This is a genomic window from Burkholderia sp. APQ4-4ca (genome assembly GCF_057837105.1).
Window position 1 is genome coordinate 1 of sequence record NZ_JBYQCG010000213.1, and the last position, 16003, is coordinate 16003.

Annotated in this window: 15 protein-coding genes and 1 rRNA gene; 3 read left to right on the top strand and 13 right to left on the bottom strand. The window is 67.4% G+C overall.

Features of this window, described 5'->3' with window-relative positions:
• The 9 genes from AC3IFE_RS22520 to AC3IFE_RS22560 all read right to left on the bottom strand — a co-directional run.
• Positions 1-216, bottom strand: a 16S ribosomal RNA gene (locus tag AC3IFE_RS22520); the annotation flags it as partial.
• A 507-nt stretch (positions 217-723) separates the two neighbouring features.
• Positions 724-1278 (bottom strand): phosphonate degradation HD-domain oxygenase, encoded by a 555-nt coding sequence (locus AC3IFE_RS22525; RefSeq protein WP_489192072.1) that lies wholly within the window; start codon positions 1276-1278, stop codon positions 724-726.
• A 4-nt stretch (positions 1279-1282) separates the two neighbouring features.
• On the bottom strand, positions 1283-2737 hold the full coding sequence (gene phnY / locus AC3IFE_RS22530; protein ID WP_489192074.1) for a phosphonoacetaldehyde dehydrogenase: 1455 nt from the start codon (positions 2735-2737) through the stop codon (positions 1283-1285).
• Positions 2734-4044, bottom strand: a complete 1311-nt coding sequence (gene phnA / locus AC3IFE_RS22535; protein ID WP_489192076.1) for a phosphonoacetate hydrolase — start codon at positions 4042-4044, stop codon at positions 2734-2736. Before phnA ends, phnY begins: the two co-directional genes overlap by 4 nt.
• On the bottom strand, positions 4041-4901 hold the full coding sequence (phnV, locus tag AC3IFE_RS22540; protein ID WP_489192078.1) for a 2-aminoethylphosphonate ABC transport system, membrane component PhnV: 861 nt from the start codon (positions 4899-4901) through the stop codon (positions 4041-4043). The genes phnA and phnV overlap by 4 nt, the downstream gene beginning before the upstream one ends.
• Positions 4891-5811 carry a 2-aminoethylphosphonate ABC transporter permease subunit gene (gene phnU / locus AC3IFE_RS22545; protein ID WP_489192080.1) on the bottom strand — a complete coding sequence of 307 codons (921 nt, stop codon included), beginning with the start codon at positions 5809-5811 and terminating at the stop codon, positions 4891-4893. The genes phnV and phnU overlap by 11 nt, the downstream gene beginning before the upstream one ends.
• Positions 5789-6892 carry a 2-aminoethylphosphonate ABC transport system ATP-binding subunit PhnT gene (gene phnT, locus AC3IFE_RS22550; RefSeq protein WP_489192082.1) on the bottom strand — a complete coding sequence of 368 codons (1104 nt, stop codon included), beginning with the start codon at positions 6890-6892 and terminating at the stop codon, positions 5789-5791. The genes phnU and phnT overlap by 23 nt, the downstream gene beginning before the upstream one ends.
• Positions 6893-6926: 34 nt before the next feature.
• Positions 6927-8018: a 2-aminoethylphosphonate ABC transporter substrate-binding protein gene (gene phnS, locus AC3IFE_RS22555; protein WP_089470651.1), complete on the bottom strand. Its 1092-nt coding sequence runs from the start codon at positions 8016-8018 to the stop codon at positions 6927-6929.
• A 55-nt stretch (positions 8019-8073) separates the two neighbouring features.
• Positions 8074-8280, bottom strand: coding sequence for a hypothetical protein (locus tag AC3IFE_RS22560; protein ID WP_301737245.1), 207 nt, complete (start codon positions 8278-8280; stop codon positions 8074-8076).
• On the opposite strand from AC3IFE_RS22560, the gene AC3IFE_RS22565 reads away from it, so the two are divergent.
• Positions 8279-9388 (top strand): 2-aminoethylphosphonate--pyruvate transaminase, encoded by a 1110-nt coding sequence (locus AC3IFE_RS22565; RefSeq protein WP_489192085.1) that lies wholly within the window; start codon positions 8279-8281, stop codon positions 9386-9388. The two genes, AC3IFE_RS22560 and AC3IFE_RS22565, sit on opposite strands and share 2 nt — an antisense overlap.
• A gap of 102 nt (positions 9389-9490) precedes the next feature.
• Here the strand turns inward: AC3IFE_RS22565 and AC3IFE_RS22570 are convergent, their stop codons facing one another.
• Genes AC3IFE_RS22570 through aroQ form a run of 3 tightly spaced genes read right to left on the bottom strand, consistent with a single transcriptional unit; the run spans position 9491 to position 12168 of the window.
• Positions 9491-10825, bottom strand: a complete 1335-nt coding sequence (locus AC3IFE_RS22570) for an MFS transporter (RefSeq protein ID WP_089470653.1) — start codon at positions 10823-10825, stop codon at positions 9491-9493.
• A 36-nt stretch (positions 10826-10861) separates the two neighbouring features.
• Entirely contained in the window at positions 10862-11716 is an 855-nt protein-coding gene (locus tag AC3IFE_RS22575; protein ID WP_089470654.1) for a shikimate dehydrogenase, read from the bottom strand.
• Positions 11713-12168: a type II 3-dehydroquinate dehydratase gene (gene aroQ / locus AC3IFE_RS22580; protein ID WP_050017300.1), complete on the bottom strand. Its 456-nt coding sequence runs from the start codon at positions 12166-12168 to the stop codon at positions 11713-11715. Before aroQ ends, AC3IFE_RS22575 begins: the two co-directional genes overlap by 4 nt.
• A 314-nt stretch (positions 12169-12482) precedes the next feature.
• Between aroQ and AC3IFE_RS22585 the strand changes: the two genes are divergently transcribed.
• Entirely contained in the window at positions 12483-14375 is a 1893-nt protein-coding gene (locus AC3IFE_RS22585) for a bifunctional sugar phosphate isomerase/epimerase/4-hydroxyphenylpyruvate dioxygenase family protein (protein WP_301737248.1), read from the top strand.
• A gap of 289 nt (positions 14376-14664) precedes the next feature.
• Positions 14665-14928, top strand: coding sequence for a hypothetical protein (locus AC3IFE_RS22590; RefSeq protein WP_089470656.1), 264 nt, complete (start codon positions 14665-14667; stop codon positions 14926-14928).
• A gap of 86 nt (positions 14929-15014) precedes the next feature.
• Here the strand turns inward: AC3IFE_RS22590 and AC3IFE_RS22595 are convergent, their stop codons facing one another.
• Positions 15015-15809, bottom strand: coding sequence for an AraC family transcriptional regulator (locus tag AC3IFE_RS22595; RefSeq protein WP_089470657.1), 795 nt, complete (start codon positions 15807-15809; stop codon positions 15015-15017).
• Positions 15810-16003: the final 194 nt, after the last annotated feature.

A 16003-nucleotide genomic window follows, 5' to 3' on the forward strand; every position in this document is an offset into this window, starting at 1 on the left:
CGCGAGGCCCGAAGGTCCCCCGCTTTCATCCGTGGATCGTATGCGGTATTAATCCGGCTTTCGCCGGGCTATCCCCCACTACAGGACATGTTCCGATGTATTACTCACCCGTTCGCCACTCGCCACCAGGTGCAAGCACCCGTGCTGCCGTTCGACTTGCATGTGTAAGGCATGCCGCCAGCGTTCAATCTGAGCCAGGATCAAACTCTTCAGTTCAAACCTGTTACTGTTTTCGGTTCTTGCGAACCGGTCGCTCACTCAAAGCTGACAGGAATATGAATCACTTCATAAACCTGACTTACTTTAGTGTGAGACTCTTGATACTTTCGCTATCTGATCCGAGGATCAGCTCGCTGCCATCAAGCGCCCACACTTATCGGCTGTTAATTTTTAAAGAGCATTTCTGCGAGGAACCTAGCGTTTCCCGGCAGCGCTGCGTTTTCAGCAGCAGAGAAGCGAGATTATGAACCGTGTTTCGCAGCTCGTCAACAACTTTCTACACGACTTCGTTGCGACTGCGGGGCTCAACTTCCTGCGCTGCCAAGGTTCGCTACTTCCCGAACCCCGACAGCACCGCTTCCCTTCCTCTCGCGCCGCGTTTGCGTTAGCGCGAAAGAGGCGTGATTCTAAGCAGCTCACGTCGTGAGCGCAAGGGGTTTCGCGAAAAAATAAGGTGCCGCACGCTCTCGCGTGCGGCACCTTATATAGAAGCAGCCGAAATCGTCAGGAGGCCGCGCGCACCTGGCGCGCGACGATCTCCATATAGTGAGCAAGATCCGGCGTCATCTTGCCTTCCTCCTTCGCCGTGTCGTCCCAGCGGCGCAGGCGCAACGCGTCCTCCGCGAAGGGCCGCCGCAGGAACGCCACCGCCTCCTCGTCACTGAAGATGCCGCCCTGCAACGCCAGACTGCGCACGGAGTCCGGCGACAGACTCTCGAAGTAGCCGGGAACCGTACGGCACAGGCAGCGCTTCGCGTCGACGTGCAGCCGGATCGGCTCCAGCACCGCATCGGCAAACAGCGGCCGCAGGAACGGCAGCACGTAATACTGATGCAGATCGTCGATCCCGCGCGCGCTCGGCGTGTCGCCCTGGCGATTCAGCAAATGGCCGAAGTCGTGCAGGAACGCGGCCGCGACCAGCGCTTCGTCCGCCCCGGATTCCTCCGCCAGCAACCCGCTCTGCAATGCATGTTCGAGCTGCGTGACCGGTTCGCCGCTATAAGCCACATGGCCATGCGTGCGATACAGCTCGTGGATCTCTTCCACCGTCAACGCCATGCGCTTACTCCCAAGGCAGCGAAAACGTCTTCAGGTTCGTGAAGCTCCTCATCGCCTCCTGAACGCCTTCCTTGTAGCCGAGCCCCGAATCCTTGATTCCACCGAACGGCGACAGCTCGATCCGGTATCCCGGCACTTCCCACACGTTCACCGTGCCGACGTTCAGCTCGTTCACGAATCGCACGACCGCCGCCGTGCTATCCGTACAGACGCCCGACGACAACCCGAATGCGGTGCCGTTGCTGATCCGGATCGCGTCGTCGATCGTGTCGAACGCGATGACGGGCGACACGGGGCCGAAGGTCTCCTCGCGCACGATCGTCATCGACGGATCGACATTGTCGAGCACGGTCGGCGCATACAGCGCGCCGCGCCGCACGTTGCCCGTCAGCAGACGCGCGCCCTGCGCGACCGCCTCGTTCACGCGCGCCTCGAACAGCCGCGCCGCCGCCTCGTCGATCACCGTGCCCATTTCGTTGGCAGGATCGAACGGATCGCCGTATTTCCATGCGCGCGTCTTCTCGACAAGCAATTCGGTGAACGCCGGTGCGATCGAGCGCTGCACCAGCATCCGCTTGACGGCCGTGCAGCGCTGGCCCGAATTCCGGTACGAGCCGAGCACCGCCAGCGATGCGGCGCGATCGAGATCGGCATCGGCGAGGACGATCAGCGGATCGTTGCCGCCCAATTCCAGCACGATGCGCCGGTAGCCGGCCCGCGCGGCGATCGCCTTGCCGATCGCGACGCCGCCCGTGAACGTGATCAGCGACGCATGCGGATGCGTGACGAGTTCGTCCGCGATCTCGGCCGGGCTGCCGGTCAGCACCTGCAGCATCGGCTCCGGCAACCCGGCTTCATACAGCAGGTCGGCCAGATAGAACGCCGACAGCGGCACCTTCTCCGACGGCTTCACGATCACACGATTGTTGGTCGCGATCGCCGGCGCGATCTTGTGCGCGACCTGGTTCATCGGATGATTGAACGGCGTGATCGCGACGATCACGCCGTCGAGCGGCTGGCGCTGCGAGAACACGCGGCGCGCCTTGCCGTGGGGCGTCAGGTCGCACGAGAAGCTCTGCGCGTCGTCGCGCAGCGCCTCGACCGCCGCGAACTTCAGCACGTCGGCCACGCGGCCGATCTCGTGGCGCGAATCCTGTTTCGACAGCCCCGACTCGAGCGTGATCAGGTCGGACGCTTCCTCGGTGCGCTCGCGCAGCAGCGCAGCCGCCCGTTCGAGAATCTGCGAACGCGCGTAGCGCGTGAGCGTCGGCCGGTAGGCCATCGCGTAATCGAACGCCGCGCGCACGTCGTCGACGCTGGCGAGCGGCACGGTGCCGACGCGCGTGCCGGTGTACGGATCCGTGACGTCGAGCGTGCGCTCGCGCATCGCGCGCGTGCCGCACCAGCGCAATGCTTCGGCACGAAACGACGGATGATCCTGCCGCGGATGAGCCATCATGTCGCGATCCGGTTCAACACGAAATCGAACACGTCGAAGTTGCGCGGGCGGCGGGCGGGATCGTCGCGCTCGATACGGCGATTGAACAGCAGCGGCACTTCCTGCTCGGACACGCCGCCATGCGAACGCAACGGCACCGTGAGGCCCGACAGGTCGTGTTCGCGCTCGCGGGTGCCGAGCGTCATGTCGCGGCGGGCGATCACGACGAGATCGCCGATCCGGTCGGCCGGCAGTTCGAAACGGGCGGCGGCTTCCGCGTTGTCGAGCACGAGTTCGATGCCGTCGAGGCCGCCGACGCGCCACATCGCCTCGGCCCGGTCGACGCCGGGCGCCAGGTAGATCGTCGCGAACGAACCGAGCGCACCGTGATGCACGACGTACGGATCGGTAATCGGCAGGATCACGCGCGCAGCCCGCGCGCCGTACCAGCCGTCGAACGCATCCTGCAGATAGATCACGTTCGGCCGGCCCGTCGCCGGATCGTGCTTCGCGTTCATCCCGTGGTCGGCCGTGAGGCCGATCGCCCAGCCGAGCGCGTCGAGCTGCGCGAGGTAGCCGTCCATCATCGCGTAGAACGCGTTCGCGCCGGCACTGCCCGGCGCGCACTTGTGCTGCACGTAGTCGGTGGTCGACAGGTACATCAGGTCGACCTGCCGCGTCTGCGCGAGCCGTACGCCGGCCGCGAACACGAATTCCGACAACGCCGCGCTGTACACGTCCGGCGACGGCAGGCCGACCCAGTCGAGCACGTCGACGATCCCGTTTTCCGCGAGATTGGCCTGGGCAGCCTTCTCGGCCGAAAAGCAGATGCCCTTCAACTGCCAGCCGAGCAGCCGGCGCAGCTTGTCCTTCGCGGTGACGACGGCCACCCGCGCGCCGGCGTCGGCCACCGCCGCGAGCAGTGTGCCGGCGCGCAGGTAGGCCGGATCGTTCATCATGACTTCGGCGCCGCGCCCGCCGTCGGCGGCCGGATCCCAGAAATAATTGCCGCAGATGCCGTGGACCGCCGGCGGCACGCCGCAGACGATCGACAGGTTGTTCGGGTTGGTGAAGGTCGGCACGACGCAATCGGCGCGCCACGCAGTGCCTTCCGCAATCATCCGGCCGATGAACGGCGCGACGCCCGCTTCCACCGCGCGTTCGAGATAGGCGTACTCGCAGCCGTCGACACAGACGACGACGGTCGGCTCGACCGGCAGCCGGTAGCGTCGGCCGTTGACGTCGATCGAGCGTCCCGCGAGCTTCGTCGACCCGTTGCCGGCGGCCGGCTGCTCGCCGGGGCGCCGCAATGCGAACGCGGCGTTCATGATGCCACTCGCTTGCCACGCGGCACGCGCGCGGCGATCAGCAGCAGCGCCGCGAGCGACGCGCCGAGCATCAGCAGCGACAGCGCCGATGCCGGCAGGTAATAACCGCGCTCGACCTGGCCGATCACGACGATCGGCACGGTCGCGAAGCCGGGCGGATACACCGTCAGCGTCGCGCCGAGCTCGCCGAGCGACAGCGCGAAGCCGAGCGCGAGGGTCGCGCGCAGCGCCGGCACGAGTTGCGGCAACAGCACGCGGCGCAACACCATCGCGGGCGGCGCACCGAGGCTCGCGGCGGCTTCTCGCAGCACGGTCAGCTCCGGGCGCAGCGCGGCGGCCGCGCAGCGATAGCAGAACGGCAGAATCAGCGCGAGCTGCACCAGCACGACGATCGCGGCCGAGCTCGACAGGTCGAGCGGCTTCTGGTGATACGCGATCAGCACCGCGAGCCCGAGCACGACGCTCGGCACGCCGTTCGGCACCATCACGAGCGCGTCGACGACCGCGCCGAGGCCGCGCCGATCACGCCCTTCGAGCGCGAGCGCCAGCCACAGCCCGAGAATCGTGCCGAGCGCCGATACGCCGAAGCCGATTTCGAGGCTCGTCAGCAGCGCGTCGTATTCCGGTGAGCCCAGCCGCGCGAACCAGCGCAGGCTGTAGCCGGCCGGCAAGATCGTGCCCGACCATTGCGTCGACACGCTCGACAACGCGACGACGATCACCGGCAGCACGAACAGCCAGAAACACGCGAACGCGGCCAGCGCGAGCGCGGCGCGCGACGCATGCTTGAGCAGCGCGTCGGTCCAGCCGATCTGGTGGCGCGGCACGGCCTGCCCGATACGGAATTCAGCGGTCATCGTTTCCTCCCGTCGCACGCCGGTTCACCCAGCGATAAACCGCATACAACGCCAGCGACAGCGACAACATCACGACCGCGCCGGCCGACGCGGTCGGCAGGTCGAGATCGACGGTCGCGCTGCTATAGATCGCGACCGGCAGCGTGACGAGCCGCGCGCTGCCGAGCACGAGCAGGATGCCGAACTCGTTCAGCGTCAGCAGAAAGCACAGCACGGTGCCCGCGGCGATGCCCGGCCATGCGATCGGCAGCACGACGCGGCGCGCGAGCATCCAGCCGGGCGCGCCGAGGCTGCGCGCGGCTTCGATCAGCCGCAAGTCGAGCGTCGCGAACGACGCAAGCGTCGGCCGGACGACGAACGGCGTGTAGAACACGGTCTGCGCGAGAATCACGCCGCCGATGCCGAACAGGAAGTCGAGCGGCGGATTCTCGAGATGGAACAGGTGCTGCAGTGCAATGCCGATCGAGCCTTGCGAGCCGTACAGGAAGATCAGCGTGAACGCGACGAGGAACGACGGAAACGCGACGTACAGCTCCAGGAAGCGCGTGACGAGCGACGCGCCCGGGAACGGCCTGAAGAACAGCAGCGCGGCCAGCAGCACGCCGAGCACCGACGCGGTGCCGGCGCTCGCGAACAGCACGCCGAGCGTCGTCAGCAGCACGTTGCGCGTGTCGGGACTGCCGAAGAAGATCCGGTACGCGGCGAAACTCAGCCCGTGATCGCCGGTCACGCTCAGCAGCACGAGCCGCACCAGCGGATAGACGACGAGCGGGCCGAGCACGACGATCGCGAGCGCGGCCAGGTGCAGGTCGCCCATGCGCCTGCGGCGTCGCGCGGCGGCGGCATGCGCGGCGGCCGACGCGAGCACGTGCGGCGGCAGGCCGGCTTCAGGGCTCGATAAGGACGACATCGTCTGCCTCGCAATGCAGGGACACGCGCGCACCGCGCTCGGGCGCCGCGCCGCGGCCGCGCTGCATCGTCACGCGCACGGGCTCGTCGGGCGCCGCGTCGATCACGACCGCGATCGACAGGTCCGCGCCCTGCCATTCGACGGCCGACACGGTGCCATGCAGGCCGCCGGCCGCGGGCGGCATCACGGTGAGACGCTCGGGGCGCACGCATGCGACCTTGTCGCGCACCTCGTGACGCGGATCGCCGAGCGGGAAGATCACGTGCGGCGGCAACAGGTTCGCCGGGCCGAGATAGCGCGCGACGTAACCGTCGCGCGGTGCGTCGTACAGTTGCTGCGGCGTACCGAGCTGCGCGATGCGGCCGTCGCGCATCAGCAGCGCGCGGTCGGACAGCACGAGCGCGTCGTCGCGGTCGTGCGTCACGCAGACGACGGTCAGGTTCGGCAGGCGCTCGTGCAGCGCCTTCAGTTCGCTGCGCACCGACGCGCGCAGGTTGGCGTCGAGCGCCGACAGCGGCTCGTCGAGCAGCAGCACGTCGGGTTCGATCACGAGCGCGCGCGCCAGCGCGACGCGCTGCTGCATCCCGCCCGACAATTGCGCGGGCAGATGGTGGCCCGCATCGCCGAGTTGCACGAGCTTCAGCGCATCGGCGACGCGGCGCGTCACTTCCGACGACGCCATCCCGCGTGCACGCAGCCCGAATGCGACGTTCTCGAACACCGACAGGTGCGGGAACAGCGCGTAATTCTGGAACAGTAGACCGAGGTTGCGCTTGTGCGGCGGCGCATGGGTCAGGTCGCGTCCGGCCACGGTCAGCGTGCCGGTCAGGCCATCGGCCTTCACGAACCCGGCGATGAAGCGCAGCAGCGTGGTCTTGCCGCAGCCGCTCTTGCCGAGCACGGTCAGTAATTCGCCGGCGCCGATCGACAGCGACAGATCCTCGAGCACCGTGCGGGCGCCGTAGCGCACGCTCAGGTGTTCGATCTGCACGCCGCCCGGCGCGCCGGACCGCAGCGCCGCGTGCGGTTCGACGGCGCCGAATGCGCCGGGATGGGTCAGGGTGGTATCCACCGGGTTCATCCTCTTGCTCGCTGATACAGGCGGCGTGCGCCGCTCACTTCGGCTTGACGACGTCGAGCTGCTTGCCCGAGCTGCCGATCACATCCTTCTTCCAGCGCTCGATCCATTCCGGCTTCTTCGCCATCACGTGAGTCCAGTCGACCGGGATCAGGTTCACGCCCGCGATCGCCTTCTTGACCGCTTCGCCGTTCTTGCCGGCCAGCGGCACGTCCGTGCGGCCCGGGATGCCGTACATGTCCGGCACCTTCGACTGCACTTCCGTCGACATCAGGTAGTCGATCAGCTTCCGGCCGGCGTCCTGGTTCGGGCCGCTCTTGATCAGGCCGATGCCGTACGGCAGCTGGAACGTGGTCGGCCGGTCGCCGTCCTTCGCGGCCAGGAAGATCGGCTTGACCGACAACGCGCCGTGTTCGGCGTCGTCGAGATCCATCTGCAGGTCGCCGTTCGCGACGCTTATCTCGTTACGCGACAGCAGCACGTTCAGATAGCCCGTGCCCTTCGTGTGGAACTTCACGCTCTGCGACAGCTTCGCGAGGTAGTCGAACGCCTTGTCCTCGCCCATCAGCGACGTCGTCAGGATCAGCACGGCCATCCCGTCGCCGGCCGTGGCCGGGTTCGAGTACGCGACCTTGCCGGCGTAGGCCGGCGCGAGCAGGTCGGCGAACGTCTTCGGCTGGTTCTTCACGACGTCCGGGTTGATCGCGAACGAGAAGTAGTTGTTGACGAAGGTCGCCCACGTGCCGTCCTCGGCCTTCGCGATAGCCGGCACGTTCTTGTAGTTCACGCTCTGGTACGGCTGCAGCAGGCCCATCTGGCCGGCTTGCTGGATGAACGGCGGCAGCGTGACGATCACGTCGGCCTTCGGGGAATTCTTCTCGATGTTCGCGCGGTTCACCACCTCGCCGCTGCCCGCCGTCACGATGTTGACCTTCACGCCTTCCTTCTTCTCGAAAGCCGGCAGCACATCGCGATAGAGGTTCTCGAGGCCGTCCGCCGTGTACAGCACGACCGCATTTGCCGCATGCGCCGGCATCGCGACGCCTTGCAGCAGGCCGGCGGCGCAGGCGGCCAGCGCGAGCTTGCGGAATGCGCCGGCGGCGGCGCGCGAGGGTTTCTGCAGTGTCATCTCACTTCTCCGTAGGCGGAACACCAAACGGCCGGGGCACGATCCGGCTCTCCTGTCATCTCCGGGCAGGGCGCTGAACGGCCGCCGCGCCGCCGCGCTCGGGCTGGGTATCGCGCGGCAACCGAAGGATCACAGCGTTCGATGACAAAGCCGTGACGAATGCCACAATTTCCAAAAAATGACACATTTTGCCACTATCATGCACGTCATCCGGAAATGCCGCCCGGCGTTTCGTTCGCCCTTTGCTGGAGACAAAAGCCATGCCCGCCCCGATCCTGCTCACGCCCGGCCCGCTCACCACGTCCGCCACGACACGCCACGCAATGCAACATGACTGGGGGTCGTGGGACGCCGCTTTCAATCAACTGACGGCCAGCGTCTGCGCGGATCTCGTCGCCATCGCGCAGGGCGGCGACGCATATGTGTGCGTGCCGATGCAGGGCAGCGGCACGTTCTCGGTCGAAGCGGCGCTCGGCACGCTGGTGCCGCGCGACGGCGTCGTGCTGGTGCCCGACAACGGCGCGTATTGCGCGCGCATCCTGAAGATCCTCGGCCGGCTCGGCATCGACGCGATCGCGTTGCCATTCGGCGAGGACGCGGCCGTCGACGCGGCGGCCGTCGAGGCCGCGTTCGCGCGGGAGCCGCGCATCACGCACGTCGCGCTCGTGCACCTGGAAACGAGCGCGGGAATCCTGAATCCGCTCGATGCGATCGCGGCCGCATGCCGGCGGCACGGCAAGCGGCTGATCGTCGATGCGATGAGTTCGTTCGGCGCGCTGCCGATCGCGCTGGCGGACAGCGGCATCGACGCGCTGATCTCGGCCAGCGGCAAATGCCTGGAAGGCGTGCCGGGAATGGGGTTCGCGATCGTGCGGCGCGACGCGCTCGATGCGAGCGAAGGCCACTCGCGGTCGCTCGCGCTCGATCTCCACGATCAGTACGCGTATCTGCGCAAGACGGGGCAATGGCGCTTCACGCCACCGACGCACGTGCTTGCCGCGCTGCGCGCCGCGCTCGACCAGTACCTCGCCGAAGGCGGCCAGCCGGCGCGCGGGGCACGCTATGCGGAGAACTGCCGGACGCTCGTCGAATCGATGCGCGCGCTCGGCTTCGTGCCGTTCCTCGACGCGAACGTGCAGGCGCCGGTGATCGTCACGTTTCACGCGCCCGACCATCCGGCCTACGATTTCCGCCGCTTCTACGACGCGGTGCGCGACGCGGGCTTCATCCTGTATCCGGGCAAGCTCACGCGGCGCGAGACGTTCCGCGTCGGCTGCATCGGCGCGATCGACGCGAACGACATCCGGCGTGCGGTCGCCGCCATCGCGGCCGCGGTCGAATCGCTCGGCATCGCGATGCAGCACGCATGAGGTGGCGGACATGCGGGCCCGCCCGCCGGCGCCCGCAAACAAAAAAGCCCGGCGGCCGATCGGCCGCCGGGCGAACGCACCCTGTGTGCGGGGAACCAGCGCTTACAGCTCGATCCGCTTGATATCGCCGACGACGAAGATGTACGACAGCGCACCGATCAGCGCGATCACGCCGATGAACACGAGCGCGCCGACGAACGAGCCGGTGGACGCGACGATGAAGCCGACGACGAGCGGCGTGATGATGCCGGCAAGGTTCGCCGCGAAGTTGAAGATGCCGCCCGTCACGCCGAGCAGGCCGTCCGGCGCGATGTCCGACACGAGCGTCCAGCCGAGCGCGGCCATCCCCTGCGCGAAGAACGCGACCGACATGATGGCGATCACCGCCTCGTTGCTCTGCACGTAGTTCGCGAGAATGATCGTCGACGCGAGCAGCAGGCCGGCGATGATCGGCAGCTTGCGCGCGAGGTTCGCGGACTTGCCGCGGCGCAGCAGCCAATCGGAGAAGATCCCGCCGAACATCACGCCGACCGACGCGGCGATGAACGGCATCACCGCGAAGAAGCCGATCTTCAGCCAGCCCATGTGGCGTTCGGTCGCCAGATAGGTCGGGAACCAGGTCAGGAAGAACACGAGCGTCGAGTTACCGGCGAACTGGCCGAGGCAGATGCCCGCGAGCTGGCGCTTCTTCACCAGCTTGCCGACCATCGACCAGCTGAACTTGGCCTGCGCCGGCTTGTCGCCGCTCTTGCGCGCACCGTGAACGAGGCCGCCGCCCGCTTCGATGTACGCGAGTTCCTCCGAGTTCGCGCCCGGATGGTTGCGCGGCTCGTGGTAGAACTTCCACCAGACGAGGCCGAACGCGATGCCGACCCCGCCCACGACCCAGAACAGCGAGCGCCAGCCGAACGCGCCCATCAGCGCGAACAGCACCGGGCTGAAGAACGCGAGGCCGATGTATTCGCCGACGGTATAGGTGCCGGTCGCCATCGCGCGCTCGTTCTGCGGAAACCACGTCGCGACGACGCGGCTGTTGGTCGGGAAGCACGGCGCTTCCGTCACGCCGAGACCGAGCCGGCACGCGAGCAGCGTCGCGATGCCTGGCACGAAGCCTTGCAGGAGCGTGCACAGCGACCACAGCGTCATCGACCAGTAATAGGTGACCTTGCTGCCGAAGCGGTCGAGGAACAGGCCGCCGGGCACCTGCATCGCCACGTACGTCCACGAAAACGCGGAGAACATGATGCCCATCACGGCCGCGTTGATGCCGAGCTCCTTGGTGAGCTGCGGCGCAGCCACGCCCAGCACGGTGCGGTCGAGATAGTTGATCATCGTGCCGATCGCGAGCAGCGCGAGGATCTTGTAGCGCGCCGACGTGCGCCGGACCGTGCCGGCCGCCTGCGCCGGCGCGGCGCTCGTGTGGGTGGTGTGCTGCATGGTCGTCTCCTGGTCTCTTTCTGTGTCTGTAAGGGGTCAGCGCGCGACGAGCGACTGAAAGTGATCGAACATCCGCTCGGCGTCGGGCGTGCGCCCGGTGAAGAGCTCGAACGCGTCGACGGCCTGGTACACGGCCATCCCGCCGCCCGGCAGCGTCGCGCAGCCGGCCGCGCGGGCGGCGTGGATCAGTTCGGTTTCAAGCGGGAAATACACGATGTCGGCCACCCACATGCCCGCATGCAGCAACTCGGCCGGCAGCGGCAGGCCCGGATGCTTGGCCATGCCGGTCGGCGTGCAGTGGATCAGGCCGGTCGCCACGCGCATCGCGGCCGCGAGATCGCTGCCCGGCGTGACCCGGGCGGCGGGGAAGCGCTGCTGCAATTCGCCCGCCAGCGCAGTCGCGCGCGTGCCGTCGACGTCGAAAATCGTCAGTTCGGCCGCGCCCATCTGCAGCGCCGCGTGCGCGACGGCCGCGCCCGCGCCGCCCGCGCCGAGCTGGACGACGCGTGCGAGCGACGCGCCGGGCAGCCCGCGGCTGAACGATTTCGCGAAGCCCGACCAGTCGGTGTTGTGACCGATCCGCTTGCCGTCCTTGAACAGCACGGTATTCACCGCGCCGAGCGCACGCGCGTCGTCCGACAGCGCGTCCAGGTGCTCGATCACGCGCTGCTTGCACGGGTGCGTGATGTTCAGCCCGTTGTAGCCCATCCGCTGCGCGGCGTCGAGCAGTTGCGGCAGTGCGTCGGCGGTCACGCCGAGCACGTCGAGATCGATGCGCCGGTACACGTAGCCGAAGCCCTGGCGGAACCCCTCTTCCTCGTGCATCGCGGGCGACAGCGAACCGCCGATGCCCTGGCCGATCAGGCCGATCAGGAACGACGGACGGCTCATCGTGCGGCTCCCTTCGCGAACACCGTCGCCAGGCGCTGCAGCGCGAACACGTAGCCTTCGGTGCCGCAGCCGCAGATCACGGCTTCGGCGAGCGCCGACACATACGAATGGTGACGGAACGCCTCGCGGCGATGGACGTTCGAGATATGCACTTCGATCACCGGCTTCGCGATCGCGGACAGCGCGTCGGCCAGCGCCACCGACGTATGCGTATAGGCGGCCGGGTTGATCACGATGCCGTGCGTGTCGTGACGCGCGGCGTGCAGCCAGTCGATCAGCTGGTGCTCGGCATTCGACTGGCGAAAGTCGATTTCCAGCCCGAGCCCTTCCCCCGCCGTGCGGCAGCGCTGCTCGAGGTCGGCGAGCGTTTCCGCGCCGTAGATATGGGGCTCGCGCGTGCCCAACAGATTCAGGTTCGGGCCGTTCAGCACCAGTACCTTGTGCTTGCTCATCGTGTTTCTGCTCCTGAAACAGGGGCGGACCACGATCGGCGCCGCCCCGAAGACATCGGAATTTGGCGCTAGTGTGCGCCCGCGCAAGCGGGCTGTCTTTCCGGGTTTTCGCTAATTTGTACCATCTAGTTAGTTTGTACAATACGGATGACTAGCCTAGTAAATTCGGGATATGGCGCGTGCATCGAACTCAACGACTGGTTCATTCAGGGTCGGTTCGACACGGTCGGTTAGACACGGTCGGTTAGACACGGTCGGTTAGACACGGTCGGTCAGACCGGCGTCATGCCCCGCTCATCCGCAGGAATCGCCCCATGCAGCGCTCGATCGCCACCGTGTCCCTGTCCGGCACGCTCGCCGAGAAGCTCGCCGCCGTCCAGGCCGCAGGCTTCGACGGCGTCGAAATCTTCGAAAACGACCTCGTCTACTTCGACGGATCGCCGGCCGACGTCCGGCGCATGGCCGCCGATCTCGGCCTCGACATCGTGCTGTTCCAGCCGTTTCGCGACTTCGAGGGCGTGAGCGCGGCCCAGCTCGCGCGCAATCTCGACCGGATCAAGCGCAAGTTCGACGTGATGCATGCGCTCGGCACCGACCGCATCCTCGTGTGCAGCAGCGTGGCGGCCGACACGATCGCCGACGACGGCTTGCTCGTCGACCAGCTCGGCGTGCTGGCCGAAGCCGCGCGGCAGGCCGGCGTGGTGGCCGCGTACGAAGCGCTCGCATGGGGCCGCGTCGTGAAGCGGTACGGCCACGCGTGGAAGCTCGTCAATGCGGTGAACAGCCCGCACCTCGGCCTCGCGCTCGACAGCTTCCACACGCTGTCGCTCGACGATTCGCCGGACGGGATCGCCGACATCCCCGGCGACCGGATCGCCTTCGTGCAGATCGCCGACGCGCCGAAGCTCGTGATGGACGTGCTCGAATGGAGCCGCCACTACCGCTCGTTCCCGGGCCAGGGCGACTTCGACCTGGCGCGCTTCACCGCGCGCGTGATCGAGTCGGGTTACACGGGGCCGCTGTCGCTCGAGATCTTCAACGACGGCTTCCGCGCGGCGCCGACCGCGCTCACGGCCGCCGACGGCCACCGCTCGCTGCTCTATCTCGAAGACCTGACGCGCGCGCGGCTCGCCCAGGAGGGCCGCGCGCCGGCCGCCAGCCAGCCGCTGTTCGCGCCGCCCGCGCCGCCCGCGCACGTCGGGTTCCAGTTCATCGAATTCGCGGTCGACGCGCAGGCGGCGGCGACCGTCGGCGAATGGCTCGGCCGGATGCGCTTCCGGCTCGCCGGCCGGCATCGCTCGAAGGACGTGACGCTGTTCCAGCACGGCGCCGCATCGATCGTGCTGAACGCCGAGCGCGACTCGTTCGCCGATGCGTTCTTCCAGCAGCACGGGCTGTCGCTGTGCGCGTCGGCGTTCCGCGTCGACGACGCCAAAGTGGCGTTCGAGCGCGCGGCCGGCTTCGGCTACGCGCCGTTCTCCGGCCGCGTCGGGCCGAACGAGCGCGTGCTGCCGAGCGTGAAGGCGCCGGACGGCAGCCTCGAATATTTCGTCGACGAAGCGCCGAATGCGCCGACGCTGTACGAATCGGACTTCGTGCTGACCGACATCGACGGCCCGACCGAAGTCGGCCCGCTGACGGGCATCGATCATGTGTGCCTCGCGCTGCCGGCCGACGCGCTCGACACGTGGATCCTGTTCTTCAAGACGGCGTTCGGGTTCGAGGCCGAGCGCAGCTGGCTCGTGCCCGACCCGTACGGGCTGATGCGCAGCCGCGCGGTGCGCAGCGCCGACGGCTCGGTGCGGATCGCGCTGAACGCGTCGGTCGACCGTCACACGGCCGTCGCCGAATCGCTCGACCGCTACCACGGCACCGGGCTGAACCACGTCGCGTTCCGCACCGACGACATCGTGAAGACGGTCGCCGCGTTCGCGGCCGATGGCGTCCCGTTCCTGCGCATTCCGGCCAACTACTACGACGATCTCGCCGCGCGCTACGCGCTGCCGGACGAACTGATCGACACGCTGAGCGCGCACCACCTGCTCTACGACCGCGACGAACAAGGCGGCGAATTCCTGCATGCGTATACGGAACTGGTCGACAACCGCTTCTCGCTCGAGATCGTCGAGCGGCGCGGCGGGTACGACGGCTATGGCGCGGCGAATGCGGCCGTGCGGCTCGCCGCGCAGGCGCAGCGGCGGAAATAAGGAAAACGGGCGAATCAACCTGTTGGGGCCGGATCGCATCGCGCGATTCGGCTATCACGCAACAGGGCCCATCTCGCGTACGCCATCGCGGTAAATCGCACCGCCAGATACCGGCCGCGCGGCCGATCGAGCTCGCGCCAGGAACCCGCACGCCGTCCGGCGTTACATCCCGTAACCCGTACCGCGGTGCAGCATTGGGCCGCGCACTATGATTTTAAGAACCGCTTAAGTCTTCGACGGCACCATCCGCAACCAGTACCCGATGGTTATCTCGAAAAGGAGGACAGCGATGAGCGCCGTAGAAGCACCCGCGGGCCGCCCGGCCGCGCCCCCTGCAAAGAAGACGATGCTGCGCCGCCTGCTCAGTCATCATGAAATCGCGACGTTGCTCGTGCTGCTGCATGCACCGATCGGCGCGAACGCCAAACCCGAATTGCCCGCGTTGCAGGAAGCCGGCCTCGTCGAAATGGTCAAGCTCGACCCCGATACGGCCCCGAGCTTCCGGCTGACCGAAGACGGCACGGCCATCCTGAAAGGGCTCGGCTACCGCTGAGCCACCGTTTCCCGACGCTTCACCCTTTCCCGTTTCCCCGCCTTACCCCGCCCCCTGCGACGCGCCGGCCACGCCGGCGAGTCGCGTCACCCTGCCCGCTCCTGCAGCATCAACCGGTATTCCGTCGGCGTCACGCCGACCGTCGCCTTGAACTGGCGCGTGAACGCGCTGTGATCCGTGTAGCCGCATAGCGCGGCGACGTCGGTCACCTTGTCGTGCGTGACGAGCAGCGCGGTGGCCGCGTCGAGCCGCGTCTTCAGCAGCACCTGGCGCGGCGTCAGGTGGAACACCTTGTGGAAGTAGCGCTCGAGCTGCGCGACCGACATCCCGGCCATCTGCGCGAGGTGCTTCAGGTTCAGCGGCTGCACGTAGTGATCCTGGATGTGCTGGACCACGTCGGCGAGCCGGCTGTACGCCGGGTGCGAGCCTTCGTGCGCCTTCAGGTCGCGCGAGATGCCCGCGAGGCCGACCACCCCGCCCGCGGCGTCGCGCAGCGGCTCCTTGCAGGTCAGGCACCAGCCCGGCTGGCGGCCCGGATACAGGTGCAGCTCGAGCTGGTCCATCAACTGCTGGCCGGCGTTGATCGTCGCCATGTCCTGCTCGAAATAGCTGCGGCCGAAGCGGCGCGGAAACACCTCGTCGGCCGTCTTGCCGAGCAGGTCGCGCTTGTCCTTGTAGCCGCAGCGCATCGCCAGCGTGCGATTGACGATCGCGTAGCGGCCACTTGCATCCTTCACGAAGAACGCGACGTCCGGCAGCGCATCGAACACCGGTTCGAGCAGGCGAAAATGCGCGAGCATCGCGCCGAAATCGGCGTTGTCGGGCTGGTAGCGCAACGTGTCGGACAGGCTCATGGGCGGTACGGCAAGCAAGGTCGTCATCCCGGCAACCGCGAAGCGAGTGGCAGATGGCGTCGATTATAGGAGCGCCCCTTCGATCGCGTCGCTTCGAATGCAGGGCGGGCAAGACGGTCGCCGGTGGGCGACGCTCGTTGTGCACGCAACCAACGTACATGGCGCGCGGGCCGGCGAACGTTCCGCCTTCTTCGCAGCCGGCGCAGCGCATCGACACGCCG